Below are 14,514 nucleotides of genomic sequence, written 5' to 3'. Positions count from 1 at the left end.
CCCTGGGAGAGTAGGTCGCTGCCAGGCCTGCCAAGGACAAGAAATCTTCCTCTTTCGATGTTCGAATACAAAGAACGCCGCTTCCGGAAACCGAGGCGGCGTTTTTGTTTGTGCGGTCGTCTTCGGCAACAGTGGCGCCGAGCCTCATCCTCAAGACAGAACACGTTGACGCCGAAACGATCCGGCGTCGCGCTGGCGATGGAACGTGTAGATCCCGCGGCGCGAGCAGAAGACATGGCTTCGTGCGGTGCGTCTTCCATTCGTAGACCGACAGCAGATCTTCGCCGCTCTCAACGCTGAGCGCGCTCTCGTGCACCTTCGTCATCAGCGCATTTTTCTGCCGGCACAGTGATCCGTTGCAGGTCGTGATTTCAGGTGCTTCCTGACACCAGGCTGAACGCCACCGCGCCGCAAATGGCAGGCGCCTCGACAGGTCGGCAGGCAAGATGGATTGCATGGAGAACAATGTTTGGTGATCGCAGGAGCCACCACAGGGTTGTGATCATTCAGCCATGATCGGCCCTTAGCAGACGCAAGCGGAGTTCATGCGCAGTTCATTCCAGGCTCCCTAGTTTTTCCGTCGTCGAGACCTTCGATCGCCAAGACCTTCCGCTGACAACACCAACCATCCCCTTCAGGAGGAGACTCCCATGCCAGCATTGCTTCGTCCCGTCCTCACCGCGTTCGGCGTCGCGTGCCTTCTGTCCGCCGCATCGCTTGCCTCCTCCGGCGCCGCGTTTGCGCAGGCCAAGCAGGCCGCGCCGGCTCCGCAGGCCGCGCCTGCGCAGGCACCCAGCCTCAAGCAGATCGCGCTGACCGACAAGCAGCTCGACGGTGTGCTCGCTGCGCAGAAGGACATGGATGCGATCACGGAGAAGCTGCCGGAGAACACCGCGCCCGACCAGAAGGTGATCGGCCAGCTCGACGGCGTCGCCAAGAAGAACGGCTTTGCCGGCTATGACGATTACAACAACGTCGTCGACAACATCAGCCTCGTGCTCGGCGGCTTCGATCCCGCGACCAAGAAATATGTCGGCACGGAAGCCGTCATCAAGGCGCAGATCGCGCAGGTCCAGGCCGACAAGAAGATGCCGGCCAAGGACAAGAAGGAAGCGCTCGATGAGCTCAACGAAGCGCTGAAGACGCCGGCGCCGCAGGTCGAGAACAAGGCCAACATCGATCTGGTCGGCAAGTACTACGACAAGCTGGTTGCCGCGCTGGGTGACGATCAGAACTAAGCGCTATTACAGAACTGAGCGCTATTACAGAAAGCGCCCGCCACACCCACAGCTGTCATGCCCCGGCTTGACCGGGGCATCCAGTACGCCGCGGCGGAGGTGGTGAGAGCGTGTTCTCCAATATGGGCCTCTGGAATACTGGATCGCCCGGTCAAGCCGGCGATGACACCTTTGGTGTGGTTCGGGCTCTCGCCTCACCGCGCTCTTGATCCCGAAACAAAAAGCCCCGGAGACATCTCCGGGGCTTTCGTCGTTTGTGGCGCTGCGTTTAGCTTAACGCCTCACGTCCGTGTCCGCATCCGCATCATGAAGCTGTCGTAGCTGAGCTCTGCCACCTGCATCCAGGCGAGCGACTCGTTCCTGAACGCCGACAGGCTCGTGTACATCTTGTTGAAGTGCGGATTGGTCTTGCTGAGATCGGCGTAGATCTCGTTGGCGGCGTTGTAGCAGGCCTCCAGGACTTCCTGCGGGAACGGCTTCAGGACCGCACCGGCCACCAGCAGGCGCTTCAACGCAGACGGGTTGACGTAGTCGTATTTGCCGGTGACCCAGGTGAAGGTATCGCGTGACGCCATCTCGACCACGGCCTGATAGTGCTTCGGCAGCGCGTTCCACTTGTCGCGATTTATGACGTTGTGGCCCTGGCCGGTGCCTTCCCACCAGCCCGGATAATAATAGTATTTCGCGACCTTCACGAAGCCGAGCTTCTCGTCGTCATAGGGCCCGACCCATTCGGCGGCGTCGATCGTGCCCTTCTCCAGCGCCGGATAGATGTCGCCGCCCGCGATCTGCTGCGGCACGCCGCCGACCTTGGCGATGATCGTGCCGGCGAAGCCGCCGACGCGGAATTTCAGTCCCCTGAAATCCTCCATCGACTTGATCTCCTTCCGGAACCAGCCGCCCATCTGGGCGCCGGTCGAGCCGGTGGGAATGCCGACCGTGTTGTATTCCTTCAGCAGGTCGTTGAGCATTTCCGTGCCGCCGCCGAACAGCAGCCAGGAGATATGCGCCCGCGTGTTCAGTCCGAACGGCAGCGAGGTGCCGAACGTGAAGGCGGGGTTCTTGCCCCAGTAATAATACAGCGCCGTGTTGCCCATCTCGACCGTGCCGTTCGAGACGGCATCGAGCACCTGCAGGCCCGGCACGATCTCGCCGGACGCGAACGGCTGGATCTGGAATTTGTTGTCGGTGGCCTCGGCCACGCGCTTGCAGAAATATTCGCAGCCGCCGTAGAGCGTATCGAGCGCCTTGGGCCAGCTCGCGGCGAGCCGCCATCTCACTTCCGGCGAAGATTGCGCGATGGCCGGCGCAGCAACCGCTGTGCTTGCCGCCAGGCCAGCGCCTGTCACTTTCAGAAATTCACGACGTTTCATGCGTATCCCTCCGTTGTGCCGATTGCTCGACTAAGGGAACGATCTTCGTGTCGTCTTTTGCTTCGCCGAGAACCGAACTTGTCTTTGGTGATGGTGTGAGCGTGTCCGACGGCCCTTCAGGGCTCTTTGTGGATCCCGTACGTTGCGGTTCCCGCCATCAGGATGACTGGTCGCTTCGCGATAATCAAGCGGCGTCGGGACGCTCGCAGTTGCGAAGCCGATTGGGACAACCAGGTTTGGTCCGAAACCAGAACCAAAGCACGTAAAACCCCGGAGATGGCAGCATCTCCGGGGCTTCTCCGTCTTTAGTCGTGTGAGCCGCTCAGCGCCTCACGTCTTGGTCCGCATCCGCGCCATGAAGCTGTCGTAGCTCAGCTCGGCCACCTGCGTCCAAGGTAACGAGTCATTTTTGAACGCGGTCATGCTCGCATGCATCTTGCCGAAATGCGGATTGGTCTTGGACAGGTCCGCATAGATCTCGTTGGCGGTGTTGTAGCAGGCCTCGAGCACCTCCTGCGGGAAGCCCCTGAGGATCGCACCGTTCACGATCAGCCGCTTCAGCGCCGGAGCATTCACCGCATCGTACTTGCCGGTGATCCAGGTGAAGGTGTCGCGTGACGCCGCGTCGATCGCCGCCTGGTAGTGCTTGGGCAGCGCGTTCCACTTCTCGATGTTCATGATGTTGTGGCCCTGGCTCGTGCCTTCCCACCAGCCGGGATAGTAGTAGTACTTCGCGACCTTGGCGAAGCCGAGCTTCTCGTCGTCATAGGGACCGACCCATTCGGCCGCGTCGATGGTGCCCTTCTCCAGCGCCGGATAGATGTCGCCGCCGGCGAGCTGCTGCGGCACGCAGCCGAGCTTGGCGAGGATCGTGCCGGCAAAGCCGCCGATACGCATCTTCAGGCCCTTGAGGTCGTCGACCGTCTTGATCTCCTTCCTGAACCAGCCGCCCATCTGCGCGCCGGTCGATCCGGTCGGGATGCCGTAGACGTTGTGCTCCTTCAGGAGGTCGTTGACGAGATCCTGTCCGCCGCCCCACAGCAACCAGGAAATCTGCTGGCGCGTGTTCAATCCGAACGGAAGGGCGGTTGCGAACGTGAATGCGGGGTTCTTGCCCCAATAGTAATAAAGCGCGGTATTGCCGATCTCGACCGTGCCGTTCGACACGGCGTCGAGCACCTGCAGGCCCGGGACGATCTCGCCCGCCGCAAAAGGCTGGATCTGGAATTTGTTGTCGGTAATGTCGGCGACCTGCTTGCAGAAATATTCGCAGCCGCCATAGAGCGTATCGAGGGCTTTCGGCCAGCTCGTGGCGTAGCGCCACCTGACCTCGGGCGACGACTGCGCGATCGCGGGCGCAGCCACTGCTGTGCTCGCGGCCAGGCCGACGCCTGTCACCTTCAGAAAATCACGACGTTTCATGCGCATCCCTTCCATTGCGTCGATGCATCGACCAGGGAACGATCTTGCTGTCGTCTTGTCTTCGTCGAGGATCGACGTTCTCTTGTTAAGATTTGTTTGAGCGTTTCCGAATGGCCCTGATGGGCTCTTGTTGCTGGAAGCCGAGCGTTGCGGTTCCGTCAGCAAGGATGACCGGACGCCCTGCGATAATCAAGCCTGATGCCTTCCTCGCAAGTGCGAACGCGGGCCAGACGCAAGTCGGAACCATCAGCGATCTGCTACGCGATTAGGCAACAACAAGGGAGGCTCGCGCATGACGGGCAAAAAGGTCGTGGTCGCTGGGGCAACCGGTCTCGTCGGCAACGCCGCGTTGCGACACTTCGGCACATCCGAGCCTTCAGAAGTTGTGGCGCTGTCGCGACGCAAGCCGCGCCACCTCTACGGCGCCCGCCACGTCCCGATCGACCTTACTAGCGAAGCCGATTGCCGCCGTGCCGCGGCCGAGCTTCAGGGCGCCACCCATCTGATCTACGCCGCGCTCTACGAGGCGCCACAGCTCGTCGATGGTTGGCGCGATCCGCAGCAGATCAAGACCAATGATCTGATGCTGCGCAATTTGATGGCCGCGCTCGAGCCGGTCGCGCCGGACCTCAAGCATGTCGCTCTGTTGCAGGGCACCAAGGCTTACGGGGTTCACGTTCGCCCCCTGACGGTGCCGGCGCGCGAAGGCCGCTCCGAGATGTACGAGCAGCCCAATTTTTATTGGGCGCAGGAAAATTTCCTGCGCGAGCTCCAGGCCGGGAAAGCCTGGCACTGGAGCATCTTGCGCCCCGTTCTCATCGTCGGCCTCGCCATGGGGGGCGCCATGGATCTGATCCCGCCGCTCGGCGTCTATGCCGCGATGCTGCGCGAGCAGGGCAGGCCGCTCGACTTTCCCGGCGGCGCCGCGCGGGTGGCGCAGGCCGTCGACGTCGATCTCCTCGCGCGCGCGATCGCCTGGTCGGGCGAGGCCAACGCGGCACAGAACGAAGCCTTCAACGTCACCAATGGCGATGTCTTCACCTGGGAAAACATCTGGCCCGCGGTGGCCGACGCGCTGGAGATGAAGCCCGGCAAGCCGATCCCGCTATCGCTCGCCAAGGAGTTTCCCAATTGGGTCTCTTCTTGGGACGCGTTGCGACGCAAGCACGGCCTCGTGTCGCCGGACCTCGCCGACTTCGTCGGCCTGTCGTTCCAATACGCCGATTACAGCATGCGCTACGGCCAGACCGAGTCCGGTCCGCCCTCGATCGTCTCGACCGTGAAGATCAACCGCGCCGGCTTCACCGAGATGATGGACACCGAGGACATGTTCCGGAAGTGGTTCAAGCAAGCCAAAGATAGCCGGCTGCTTCCATAGAGATCGTTACCACGAAGGCCCGCCGCCCGCTCGAAGCACTGGTGACGGTACGCGACCTCGATCCGGAGATCGGGGTCGTTCGTACACCCAGTAGTGCACCCACCGCGCGATCTGGATGCTGATTTCGGCGAGAGCCACAAGCCAGCACAAAACAGGCGGCCCCTTTGGGGCCGCCTGAGCTGTTTAACGTCAGAGCAGATGACCTACTGGCAGAGATGCTGGAGGCCGTCGCTACCCTTGAAATAGGTGCCGGGCCGGCAGACGATGCCGTTGCGGGCAGCATACGTACTCCAGCTGCCGTTCCAGCCCATCTCGCCGTACGACATGCCGGGCGACATGGCGTAGGAATTGCCCCAGCTGCCGACAGTCGCGTCCGCCGCTGCCGGCTGGCGATATGCCGTTCGCCGAGTTGATGGCCGAACCCGATAGTCGGGGGTGGTCCCCGTTCCAAGACCCGTGCAGCTGGCGAATTCAGCTTGGCATGCGTCCGGATTGGAGTTGTACCACTGCGCCTGTACAGCAGAGCTGGACAGGGCAGATGCCACAACAACGACCGCACCAAGAATTTTCAGATTTATCATGGATTGCTCCTTACGGTTGGACCGTGGTGCAAGATGCCACGTGTGTCAGTACCCGTTTTTTTTGCGCGCAAAACATCAAATCGACGTGACACGTTGGGCGAGCACGAACAGAACGAGCATCCCGGTGTCATCCTTCGCGACCATCCTGACACTGCTCGGCCCGGCCATTGGCTTCTCGGGGCTATCAATCGCTGTGACCAGCGCAAGAATTTCGAGGAGGCCGAAGCCAAGGCCATCGTGGTCGAATAGGACGCAACCTGCTGCGATCATGAGTCCGCATACGGTTGGACATGGCGCGGGCTGCGGCCGATGCCGGCTTTTGATCGAGAAGCCGAACTCATGGTTCAACATTCACCGCTTTGGCATAGCTACACTTCATCTATAATTCTCTCCCGTGGATCAGTTACAGGAGGCAAGAATGAAGCGATCAATTGCCTTGTCAGCGTCGCTAATTATTGGCTTCTCAGTTGGAAGCAATGCAGGCGCGAGTGCTGCAACTTACTGCCGACACGTTGGCTATCCCGCCAATTGTGTCGTTCGGACCGGCGTCATAGTCGCGCCAACCCGTGATATTCGCGGAATGCCACCATCAATTGATGCCGGCCCGAGCGGCGTTATAAGGCAGGACTTGTTCGCAAGGAATAATCCGAACAATTTGCGATCGGATTGGCCCAGTCCACCCGCTCAACCGGGGCAGTTCTAGCCGCTATTTCGCGAATGCCGTCTCCATTACCTTTCGCGTCTTGATCGTCTCGTTGTTGGCGTCGAACTCGACGTCGCTCCAGCGCACGATCTCGCCATGGGCGACGTCGTGCTTCAGCTTGAGGCGATGCGCGAGCCCGATCGGCAGCGCGCCGGCCTGCAGGCTCGCGGCCGCCGGCACCAGCTTGCCCCACACGGTGTAGCCGCCTTCGCCGTCCAGCATCTCGCCGGCGCGCAGATTGCGCTTGGCCACGGCGGCAACGTCGCCGCGGAAGCCATAGGGCTGGCCGGTCGGCTCGCCCCGCAGCGCCGCCGACAGGATCGAGATGTTCAGCTCGAGCCCGATCAGATGGTACGGCTTGTACATCGCCGCGAAGCGTCCGCTGCCGTCGGTCTTCAGGCCGTATTGCCTGAAGCAATCGGCGGCATAATCGTTCGGCGCCTCCAGCACGACATAGACGCCCCAGCGCAGATCGCGAAACACCGGCCGGCCGTCGCGTTCGAGCGAGGAGACGACTTCCACCACGCCCGACCGCTCCAGCACGCCGCCCTTGTCGCTGGGACGCATGACGTGTGGCAAATCGTCGACGCCGCAGGGTGGAAACAGCAAACCGTTCGCGGGTACGTCGAGCGCACAGGCATTGGCGATCGCGGCCATCTCGATCGCGGATTTGGTGCCGTCGAGGAAGGAGTTGAACATCTGCGGATTCATGCCGGCCGACTGTGCCTCGCCCGCGGTGAGACCATAGTGCTGCCAGACGCCGTCAGGTGTCACGTCGTGATAGGCCGGCAGATATTTTGTCCCTTTGCCGGCTGCGACCACGCGAAAACCGGTGGCGCGCGCCCAGTCGACCATCTCGGCGGTCAGCGCCGGCTGGTCGCCATAAGCGAGCGAATAGACCACGCCCGCCTTCCGTGCTTCCTCGGCGAGCAGCGGGCCCGCCAGCACGTCGGCCTCGACATTGACCATCACGATATGCTTGCCCGCCGCGATCGCAGCGCGCGCGTGCTTGATGCCGACGGCCGGATTGCCGGTCGCTTCAACGACAACATCCATCGCGCCGCCCGCAATGGCGCGTGCGCCGTCGTCGGTAAACACAGTGGCCGCGATGCGCTCCGCATCCCAGCCCACGGTGCGGCAGGCTTCGCGCGCACGGTCGCGATCGATATCGACGATGATGGGCACCTCCAACCCCGGCGTGTGCGGCACCTGCGCCAGAAACATCGAGCCGAACTTGCCGGCACCGATCAGCGCGACACGGACAGGCTTGCCGGCGGACGCGCGGGCCTGGAGGAGGCGGAAGAGGTTCATGGGGGATGTCCTGAGCGCAACAATCAAAGCTCGTCATTCCGGGGCGACGCGCAGCGTCGAGCCCGGAATCCATAACCACGATCGGGAGTATGGATTCCGGGCTCGCGCCCAAGAAGGCGCGCCCCGGAATGACAGTGAGAACTTACTCCGCCGCCTGTCGCGGCGCACGTGCGAGCCGCACCAGCGCATCGTCGTCCACCGTCTTGATCGGCGCAAAATCGCGATGCGCGATGTACTCAGGCCGCGTCGGGGTACGGATGTAGTTCGAGACCGCGTTCAGCGTCAGGTACACGATCTTGCGCGGGTAGGGCGTGATGTTGCCGGCCGAGCCATGCACGAGATTGCCGTGGAACATCAGCATGCCGCCCGGCTTGCCTGTGGGCGCGACGATGCCGCCCTGCTTGACGAGGCGCGTCACGGTCTCTTYGTCCAGCGTCCACAGCGGATAGGAGGTCGTCGCAAGGTCATGCGAGGCCTGGAGATCGCCGGCATTCTGGCTCTGCGGCACCAGCATCAGGGGGCCGTTGATCGGCATGACTTCGTCGAGGAAGATCGCGATGTTCATCGCGCGCGGCTCCGGCATGCCGTCGTCGCGCTTCCAGGTGCCGTAATCCTGGTGCCATTGCCAGACGTCGCCGGTGAAGGCCGATTTCGCGTTGATCTTGAACTGGTGCATGTAGACCGGCTCGCCGAACAATTGCTCGACCGGGTCGATCATGCGCGGATGCGCGCCCAGGATGCCGAAGGCCTCGTTGTAGAGATGCGCGGCAAAGGCCGTGCGCGGCGCGCCGCTCTTCTCGCGCCAGACCTCGGGCCGATCGGCGTCATAGATGCCGACAGCCTCGCGCGCGAGGAAGTCGACCTCCTCCTGGCTGAACAATTCGGGGAGGAACAGCCAGCCCTCGCGATGGAAGAACTCCAATTGCTCCTGAGACAGTTTCATGGGTCGCTTCCTCCTTGGTTGTTTCATTGTTTTCTCTCGTCATGGCCGGGCTTGACCCGGCCATCCACGTCTTTGCTCCACGTTCGCGAGAAGAACGTGGATGCCCGGGACAAGCCCGGGCATGACGGCGGGCGCGCAAATGGCTACGCCGCCGCCTCGTCCGTCGCCTTCAATCTCTCCTCGGTCATCCGTCCCGCCGTCTGCGCATGCGCCAGCGCGGCGCGCTCGGCGGCTTTCGCATCGCCTGCGAGAATGTGTCCGGCAATCGTCGCGTGCTCGGCCCACGCGCTGCCGCGATAATCGAGCTCGGAGAGCACCGTCGCCATCGAGCGGCGCATATGCGGCCATTGCGGCGCGATCGTCTCCTCGATCACGGGATTGCCCGCGAGCTGATAGATCGCGCGGTGAAAATCGACGTCGAGCACGATCAGCTCGGCGAGCGAAGTCTTGCGGTCGATGCGGCGTCCGGCGGCGAGGGCCGCGTCCAGCCGCGCGCGTCCCGCCGCGTCGCTTGCGGCGCGCTGAGCGGCGAGCCGGGCGGCCAGCGCATCGATGGCGCCGCGCACCTCGTAGAGCTGGCGGATGCGCGAGGGGTCGAGCTGGGTGACTTCAAAGCCGCGACGGCCGCTCTCGGCGACGAGACCCTGCCGGTGCAACAAATGCAGCGCATGCGACACCGGCTGGCGCGACACGCCGAGCTTGTCGGCGAGTTCGTTCTGCCGGATGCGCTGGCCGGGCTGAAGCGTGCGGTCGGAGATCGCCTCCAGGATCCGCGCATAGACCTGGTCGATCAGGTTCGGGAGCGGGTCGAGAGGGATCACGCCGGCAGCTCCGAGACATAAAAGGGAATACGGAATTCCGTATTCGAAGGTATCGCAGGAGGGGGAGGGCGTCAAGGCGGACCTCAAGCCGCCGTTTTGGCCTCGCTAAGCCATTGATATCGCTAGGGCCGTCTACTGTGCATGGGGTTGTTTTCGCCGAAATGGCTTGGCCGGCCCCGGCGCCTACTTCTTCTTGCCCTGCTCGATCAGTATCCGGCTCATCAGATAGAGCCGCGGCACGATCGAGTTGGTGTCGATGAACTCGTCCCGGGCGTGATAGCCGAAGCCGGCGAGGCCAAAGCTCTCGACCACGACCGCCTTGCCGCTGCGGTTGGCATAGCCGGCGTCGGTGGCGCCGCCGGTCATCTCGGCGATGTCGAGCTTGCGGTCGATCTCGGCATAGATCGCCTGCCCCTCCTGCGCGAGCGCGCGGCCGCGATCGCTGGCGACGAAGGGCGGGCGGCCCGCAATGATCGTCACTGTGGTCTCGGTGTCGGGCACGAACTTGTCCTTCACCTTCGCGTCGAGCGCCGCCTGCAATTTGGCGATGCCATCGGGGATGGTCAGGCGGATGTCGGCGCCGGCCTCGGCCTTTTCCGGAATCTGGTTGCGCACCGTGCCCGCCTGCGCCGTGGTCCAGTTGAGCTGCGTGYCCGGGATCGACTTGGCGACGTCCTTCGTCTGCTGCAATTGATGTGCGAGCTCGATCAGCGCGTTGCGGCCCAGATCGGGCGCGGCGCCGGCATGCGAGGCGCGGCCCTTCACCTCCATCTTCGCCGTGGCAGTGCCGCTCGCGCCCAGCAGCAGCCCGTCATTCTTGGCGATCGGCGCGGCCACCGTCGGTTCGCAGGAGAGCACGACGTCGTGCTGGTCGGCGAGCTCGGCAATGATCTCGCCCGACCCGATCGAGCCGACCTCTTCATCCGGATTGAAGGACACGGTGAGCCTGGCGTAGTCCTGCCAGCCGGCGTCCTTCAGGATCTTGAGCGCATGCAGGACCACGGCAATGCCGCCCTTGTCGTCGGCGATGCCGGGGCCGTAGATGCGGTTGCCGTCGATACGGTACGGCTCGCTTGCGAGGATGCCGCGCTGATAGACCGTGTCCATATGCGCGATCAGCATCAGCTTGCGCGACCCGGTGCCCTGGAAGGTGGCGATCACCATGTCGGCGCCCGTACCCGCGGTGGTCTTGCGCCGCTCGATGGTGGCGCCCAGCGCCTTCAGGCGCGCTTCGGTGAATTCGGCCATCTTCTTCAGGCCGTCGGCATCGCTGCTGCCGCTCTCGATCATCACCATGTCGTGCAGGGTCTCGATCAGCGGCGCCTTCTCCTGCTCGGCCGCGGCTTTCAGCTTTTCGTCGGCGGCCGCAAGCGCGGTGGTGCTGCCGGCGGCGAGGCCGAGCAGGGACAAGGCGAGCAGGGGAATGAAGCGGACTGTCATGGAAATCGTCCTTTCGCGTCTTGAGCGCTGGCACCGCGCGCGATTGCGCGGAAAGCCTAGCATCCGGAAAGACGCGATGCCACGTCCCGCTAGCGCTCCAGCACCTCCACCTCCATCGTCGCGATCTGGTCCGCATCGGCTACCGCCTCGATCCCCGCGATCCGGTCGCCGTTGAACGTCACGCGCAGCGCGATGCGCAGACGTTCGCTGAAGATGACGGCGACGCCGATCTCGCCATCGACCAGCGCCGTCCGTGCAGCCTGCGCACGGCCCTTGTAGAGCTGTGCGACCGCATCCGCGCCGCGGATCGCCGGCAGCGTGCCGAGCCGCACCGCAGCCTGGTCGGCACGGAACACGACGTCGGGATCGAGCAGGGCCAGCAGGCCCTCGAAATTGCCCTCGCGCGAAGCCCTGAGGAAAGCATCGACGATCGCGCGCTGGTGCGAGATGTGCGCCTCGGGCACCGGCGCACCCTGGACGCGCCGACGTGCGCGGCTCGCAAGCTGCCGTGAGGCGTCGACCGAGCGTCCGACGATCGGCGCGATCTCCTCGAAGGGGACTGCGAACATATCGTGCAGCACGAAGGCCAGCCGTTCCGCCGGCTGCAATGTCTCGAGCACGACGAGAAGGGCCGCGCCGACGGAATCGGCCATCTCCGCCTCGCGCTCCCGCGTCTCGTCGACCGGCTCGGGCACGTGCGGGCCCATCGGGTCCTCGCGGCGCGATTTGCGCGCGCGCAGCATGTCGAGGCAGATGCGCGCGACCACGGTGGTCAGCCAGCCGCGCAGGTTCGCGACATCGGACGTGTCGTAACGGCTGACCCGCAGCCAGGCCTCCTGCACGGCATCGTCGACCTCGGCACTGGAACCCAGCATCCGGTAGGCGACCGCGCGCAAATGGTCCCTGCTGGCCTCGAACTGGCGGCTGAGAAAATTTTCTTCGAAGTTTTTCTGGGTCATCGGTCACATTCCCTCATCGCAATCCGTCATGCCCATGACGAAGCCAATCCGGCCGATGTGACCGGAACCTTCGAAATTCTCAAACGGAGACGCAAGATGATGCACGCGCGCATGAACCACCCCGTCATGGTCCTGCCTGAAGCCATGAACCACCTTCAATCCCTCGGCAATTTGACCAAGCAGGGGCTGCCGGAAAAGCTCCTGGAACTGGTGCACCTGCGCGCCAGCCAGATCAACGGCTGCAGTGTCTGTGTCGACATGCATCCGAAGATCGCCCGCAGGGCTGGCGAGACCGACGAGCGCTTGTTCGCCGTCTCGGCCTGGCGCGACGCGCCCTATTTCAGCGACGCCGAACGCGCCGCGCTGGCGCTGACCGAAGCCGTCACGCGCCTTGCCGATCGCGAGGACCCGGTGCCGGATGCGATCTGGAACGAGGCCGCCAAGCATTTTGACGAGCGCGAGCTCGCAACCCTGATCCTCTCGATCGCGACCATCAACGTCTGGAACCGGCTGAATGCGACGATCAAGATGCCGGTGGGTGTCTGGAAGGTGTGAGGCTCTTTTTCCTCTCCCCGCACGCGGGGAGAGGCGAAGAAGCTACTCCGCCAGAAACCTGTTTACGACCTCGCCGAACTCAAGCGGCGCCTGCTCGAACATCCAGTGGCCGGCATTCTCGATCACCGCCGTCTTGCTGCCCGCGATGTGCTCGGCCAGCACGCGCCACATTACCGACAGGCTGCCGGTGGTCGCACCGCCGCCGATCAGCAGCGTCGGTGTCCTGATCGCCTGCGCATCCGCGAGCGTGTAGGACCGGCGCTGCTCGTTGATCTGGCCGAGGAAGGTGAGCGTGTTGTCGCGCAGCTGTTGCTTCGCCGCCGCCGGCACGCGCCGCCACGAGCCGTCGCCTTCGATGCCCTCGTAGAAATTCTGCAGCGCGCCGTCGATGTCGCCGGCACGGATCATCTCGACCGAGCGCACCGTCTTCGCGGCGAGCGGCGGATGCGCGGGCGTGCCTTCCGGCACCGGCAGGCTGGCGTCGAGATCGCCGCCCGGCTCGGCCAGCACCAGCTTGCGCAGCAGGTCAGGCCGCGCTTGCGCGACGCGAAACGCGATGTGGCCGCCGCGCGAATGGCCCATCAGGTCGACCGGGCCGGGTCTGACCTGCTCGATGAAGGCGATCGTGTCCGCGACGTGCTGCGCCATCTTGTAATCGTCGCCGACGGCGTCCCAATGCTCGGGAAAGAAGTGCCGCAGGCTGACCGAGATGACGCGATGGGACTTCGACAGCGGGCCGAGCACTGAATACCAGGTGCGGAAATCACCTAACGTGCCATGGACGCAGACCAGCGGCGGGCCGTCGCCGACTTCGAGATAGGCCATGTCGTAACCGTTGACGCGAAAGCTCTGCATGATCAGCTCGCCAGGAAATCCAGAACCAGTTCGGTGTATTTTTGCGGCGCCTGCTCGAACATCGGATGGGTCGCGTTCGGGATGATCGCCGTCTTGGAATAGGGTACGTGCGCGGCCAGCGCATGCAGCACCTTTGGCAGCAGGCCTTTGGTCCGCGCACCCAGGATGAACAGCGTCGGCATCCTGATCGATTCCGCATCCGCCTTCAAGAAGGGCGGACGGTTGTCGCGGACCTGCCCGATCAGGGTATAGGCGTTGTCGCGCAGATTCTGCTTCACCATCGCCGGCAGCCGCGGCCAGGTGCCGGCGCCCTCCAGCGTGTCCACGAAGACGGCAAGGCCGCCGTCGACATCGCCGGCCGCGATCTTCTCGGCCGAGGCCGTGAACCGCGCCAACAGCGGCGAGGGGCCGCCGACGTAATCGGGATCGAGGCTCGCATCGAGCTCGCCGCCGGGTTCGGCCAGGATCAGCCGCCGCAACAGGTCGGGGCGCGCCTGTGCCACGCGGAAGCAGATGTGCCCGCCGCGGGAATGGCCCATCAGATCGACCGGGCCGACGTCGAGCTTCTCGATGAAGGCGATGACGTCCTGGACATGCTGGGCGATCGAATAGGTGTCGCCGACGCCATCCCAGCGGTCCGGGAAGAAGTGCCGCAAGCTGACGGCGATCACCCGATGCCGCTGCGTCAGCGGTCCGAGCACGCAGCCCCAGACGCGGAAGTCATTGAGCGAGCCATGTACACAGACCAGCGGCGGCCGGCTCCTGTCTTCGCCCACGTCGAGATAGGGCATGTCGTATCCGTTGACGTGGAGGCTTTGCATTCGGGGCTCGCGGGAGGGGGCAGGAACTCCTGTGCAAGATTCCCGGAAACCGGGTGGATCGCAACTATTTCCAAGCCTAGATTTAGGCATGGATCACAATGGGGGCATGCGACG

14 protein-coding genes and 1 pseudogene are annotated in these 14,514 nt (G+C 63.8%); 3 read left to right on the top strand and 12 right to left on the bottom strand.

The features are described 5' to 3' along the window. A pseudogene (locus AB4Z51_RS35445) lies at positions 1-457 on the bottom strand (hypothetical protein); the annotation flags it as partial. Between the two features lie 193 nt (positions 458-650). On the opposite strand from AB4Z51_RS35445, the gene AB4Z51_RS35440 reads away from it, so the two are divergent. Then, entirely contained in the window at positions 651-1,238 is a 588-nt protein-coding gene (locus AB4Z51_RS35440) for a hypothetical protein (RefSeq protein WP_085401949.1), read from the top strand. 281 nt (positions 1,239-1,519) lie between these two features. On the opposite strand, the gene AB4Z51_RS35435 is transcribed toward AB4Z51_RS35440, so the two are convergent. Both AB4Z51_RS35435 and AB4Z51_RS35430 read right to left on the bottom strand, forming a co-directional pair. Further along, positions 1,520-2,611: a TRAP transporter substrate-binding protein gene (locus AB4Z51_RS35435; protein WP_063985767.1), complete on the bottom strand. Its 1,092-nt coding sequence runs from the start codon at positions 2,609-2,611 to the stop codon at positions 1,520-1,522. 330 nt (positions 2,612-2,941) lie between these two features. Beyond that, positions 2,942-4,033, bottom strand: coding sequence for a TRAP transporter substrate-binding protein (locus AB4Z51_RS35430; protein ID WP_063986726.1), 1,092 nt, complete (start codon positions 4,031-4,033; stop codon positions 2,942-2,944). A 292-nt stretch (positions 4,034-4,325) separates the two neighbouring features. Between AB4Z51_RS35430 and AB4Z51_RS35425 the strand changes: the two genes are divergently transcribed. After that, positions 4,326-5,411 (top strand): SDR family oxidoreductase, encoded by a 1,086-nt coding sequence (locus tag AB4Z51_RS35425; protein ID WP_135214783.1) that lies wholly within the window; start codon positions 4,326-4,328, stop codon positions 5,409-5,411. A 203-nt stretch (positions 5,412-5,614) separates the two neighbouring features. Here AB4Z51_RS35425 and AB4Z51_RS35420 read toward each other — a convergent pair whose 3' ends face one another. The 7 genes from AB4Z51_RS35420 to AB4Z51_RS35390 all read right to left on the bottom strand — a co-directional run bounded on the left by AB4Z51_RS35420 (position 5,615) and on the right by AB4Z51_RS35390 (position 12,169). Continuing rightward, entirely contained in the window at positions 5,615-5,992 is a 378-nt protein-coding gene (locus AB4Z51_RS35420; RefSeq protein ID WP_085401950.1) for a hypothetical protein, read from the bottom strand. Between the two features lie 75 nt (positions 5,993-6,067). After that, positions 6,068-6,343: a hypothetical protein gene (locus tag AB4Z51_RS35415; RefSeq protein WP_071909357.1), complete on the bottom strand. Its 276-nt coding sequence runs from the start codon at positions 6,341-6,343 to the stop codon at positions 6,068-6,070. Positions 6,344-6,698: 355 nt separating this feature from the next. Then, positions 6,699-8,006, bottom strand: coding sequence for an NAD(P)H-dependent oxidoreductase (locus AB4Z51_RS35410; RefSeq protein WP_085401951.1), 1,308 nt, complete (start codon positions 8,004-8,006; stop codon positions 6,699-6,701). Positions 8,007-8,148: 142 nt separating this feature from the next. Further along, positions 8,149-8,949 (bottom strand): phytanoyl-CoA dioxygenase family protein, encoded by an 801-nt coding sequence (locus tag AB4Z51_RS35405; protein ID WP_441498950.1) that lies wholly within the window; start codon positions 8,947-8,949, stop codon positions 8,149-8,151. Between the two features lie 143 nt (positions 8,950-9,092). Continuing rightward, positions 9,093-9,770 carry a GntR family transcriptional regulator gene (locus AB4Z51_RS35400; protein ID WP_085401953.1) on the bottom strand — a complete coding sequence of 226 codons (678 nt, stop codon included), beginning with the start codon at positions 9,768-9,770 and terminating at the stop codon, positions 9,093-9,095. Between the two features lie 183 nt (positions 9,771-9,953). Continuing rightward, positions 9,954-11,210: a M20/M25/M40 family metallo-hydrolase gene (locus AB4Z51_RS35395; RefSeq protein WP_441498949.1), complete on the bottom strand. Its 1,257-nt coding sequence runs from the start codon at positions 11,208-11,210 to the stop codon at positions 9,954-9,956. Between the two features lie 89 nt (positions 11,211-11,299). After that, the gene (locus tag AB4Z51_RS35390; RefSeq protein ID WP_441498948.1) at positions 11,300-12,169 is read right to left on the bottom strand and encodes a sigma-70 family RNA polymerase sigma factor; all 870 of its coding nucleotides are present in this window, start codon (positions 12,167-12,169) and stop codon (positions 11,300-11,302) included. 99 nt (positions 12,170-12,268) lie between these two features. Here AB4Z51_RS35390 and AB4Z51_RS35385 point away from each other — a divergent pair, with 99 nt between their 5' ends. Further along, positions 12,269-12,724, top strand: coding sequence for a carboxymuconolactone decarboxylase family protein (locus AB4Z51_RS35385; protein ID WP_085401961.1), 456 nt, complete (start codon positions 12,269-12,271; stop codon positions 12,722-12,724). 42 nt (positions 12,725-12,766) lie between these two features. Here the strand turns inward: AB4Z51_RS35385 and AB4Z51_RS35380 are convergent, their stop codons facing one another. Together AB4Z51_RS35380 and AB4Z51_RS35375 are read right to left on the bottom strand one after the other, a co-directional pair. Next, a complete protein-coding gene (locus tag AB4Z51_RS35380) occupies positions 12,767-13,579 on the bottom strand; it encodes an alpha/beta fold hydrolase (protein WP_135214785.1) in 813 nt (270 codons plus the stop codon). A 2-nt stretch (positions 13,580-13,581) separates the two neighbouring features. Further along, positions 13,582-14,400, bottom strand: coding sequence for an alpha/beta fold hydrolase (locus AB4Z51_RS35375; protein WP_085401957.1), 819 nt, complete (start codon positions 14,398-14,400; stop codon positions 13,582-13,584). Positions 14,401-14,514: the final 114 nt, after the last annotated feature.

This window comes from Bradyrhizobium sp. 2TAF36 (assembly GCF_052114925.1).
In the GTDB taxonomy this organism is placed as follows: domain Bacteria; phylum Pseudomonadota; class Alphaproteobacteria; order Rhizobiales; family Xanthobacteraceae; genus Bradyrhizobium; species Bradyrhizobium barranii.
The sequence above is the reverse complement of the archived record's forward strand: the minus strand, read 5'-3'. Positions and strand labels throughout refer to the sequence as shown.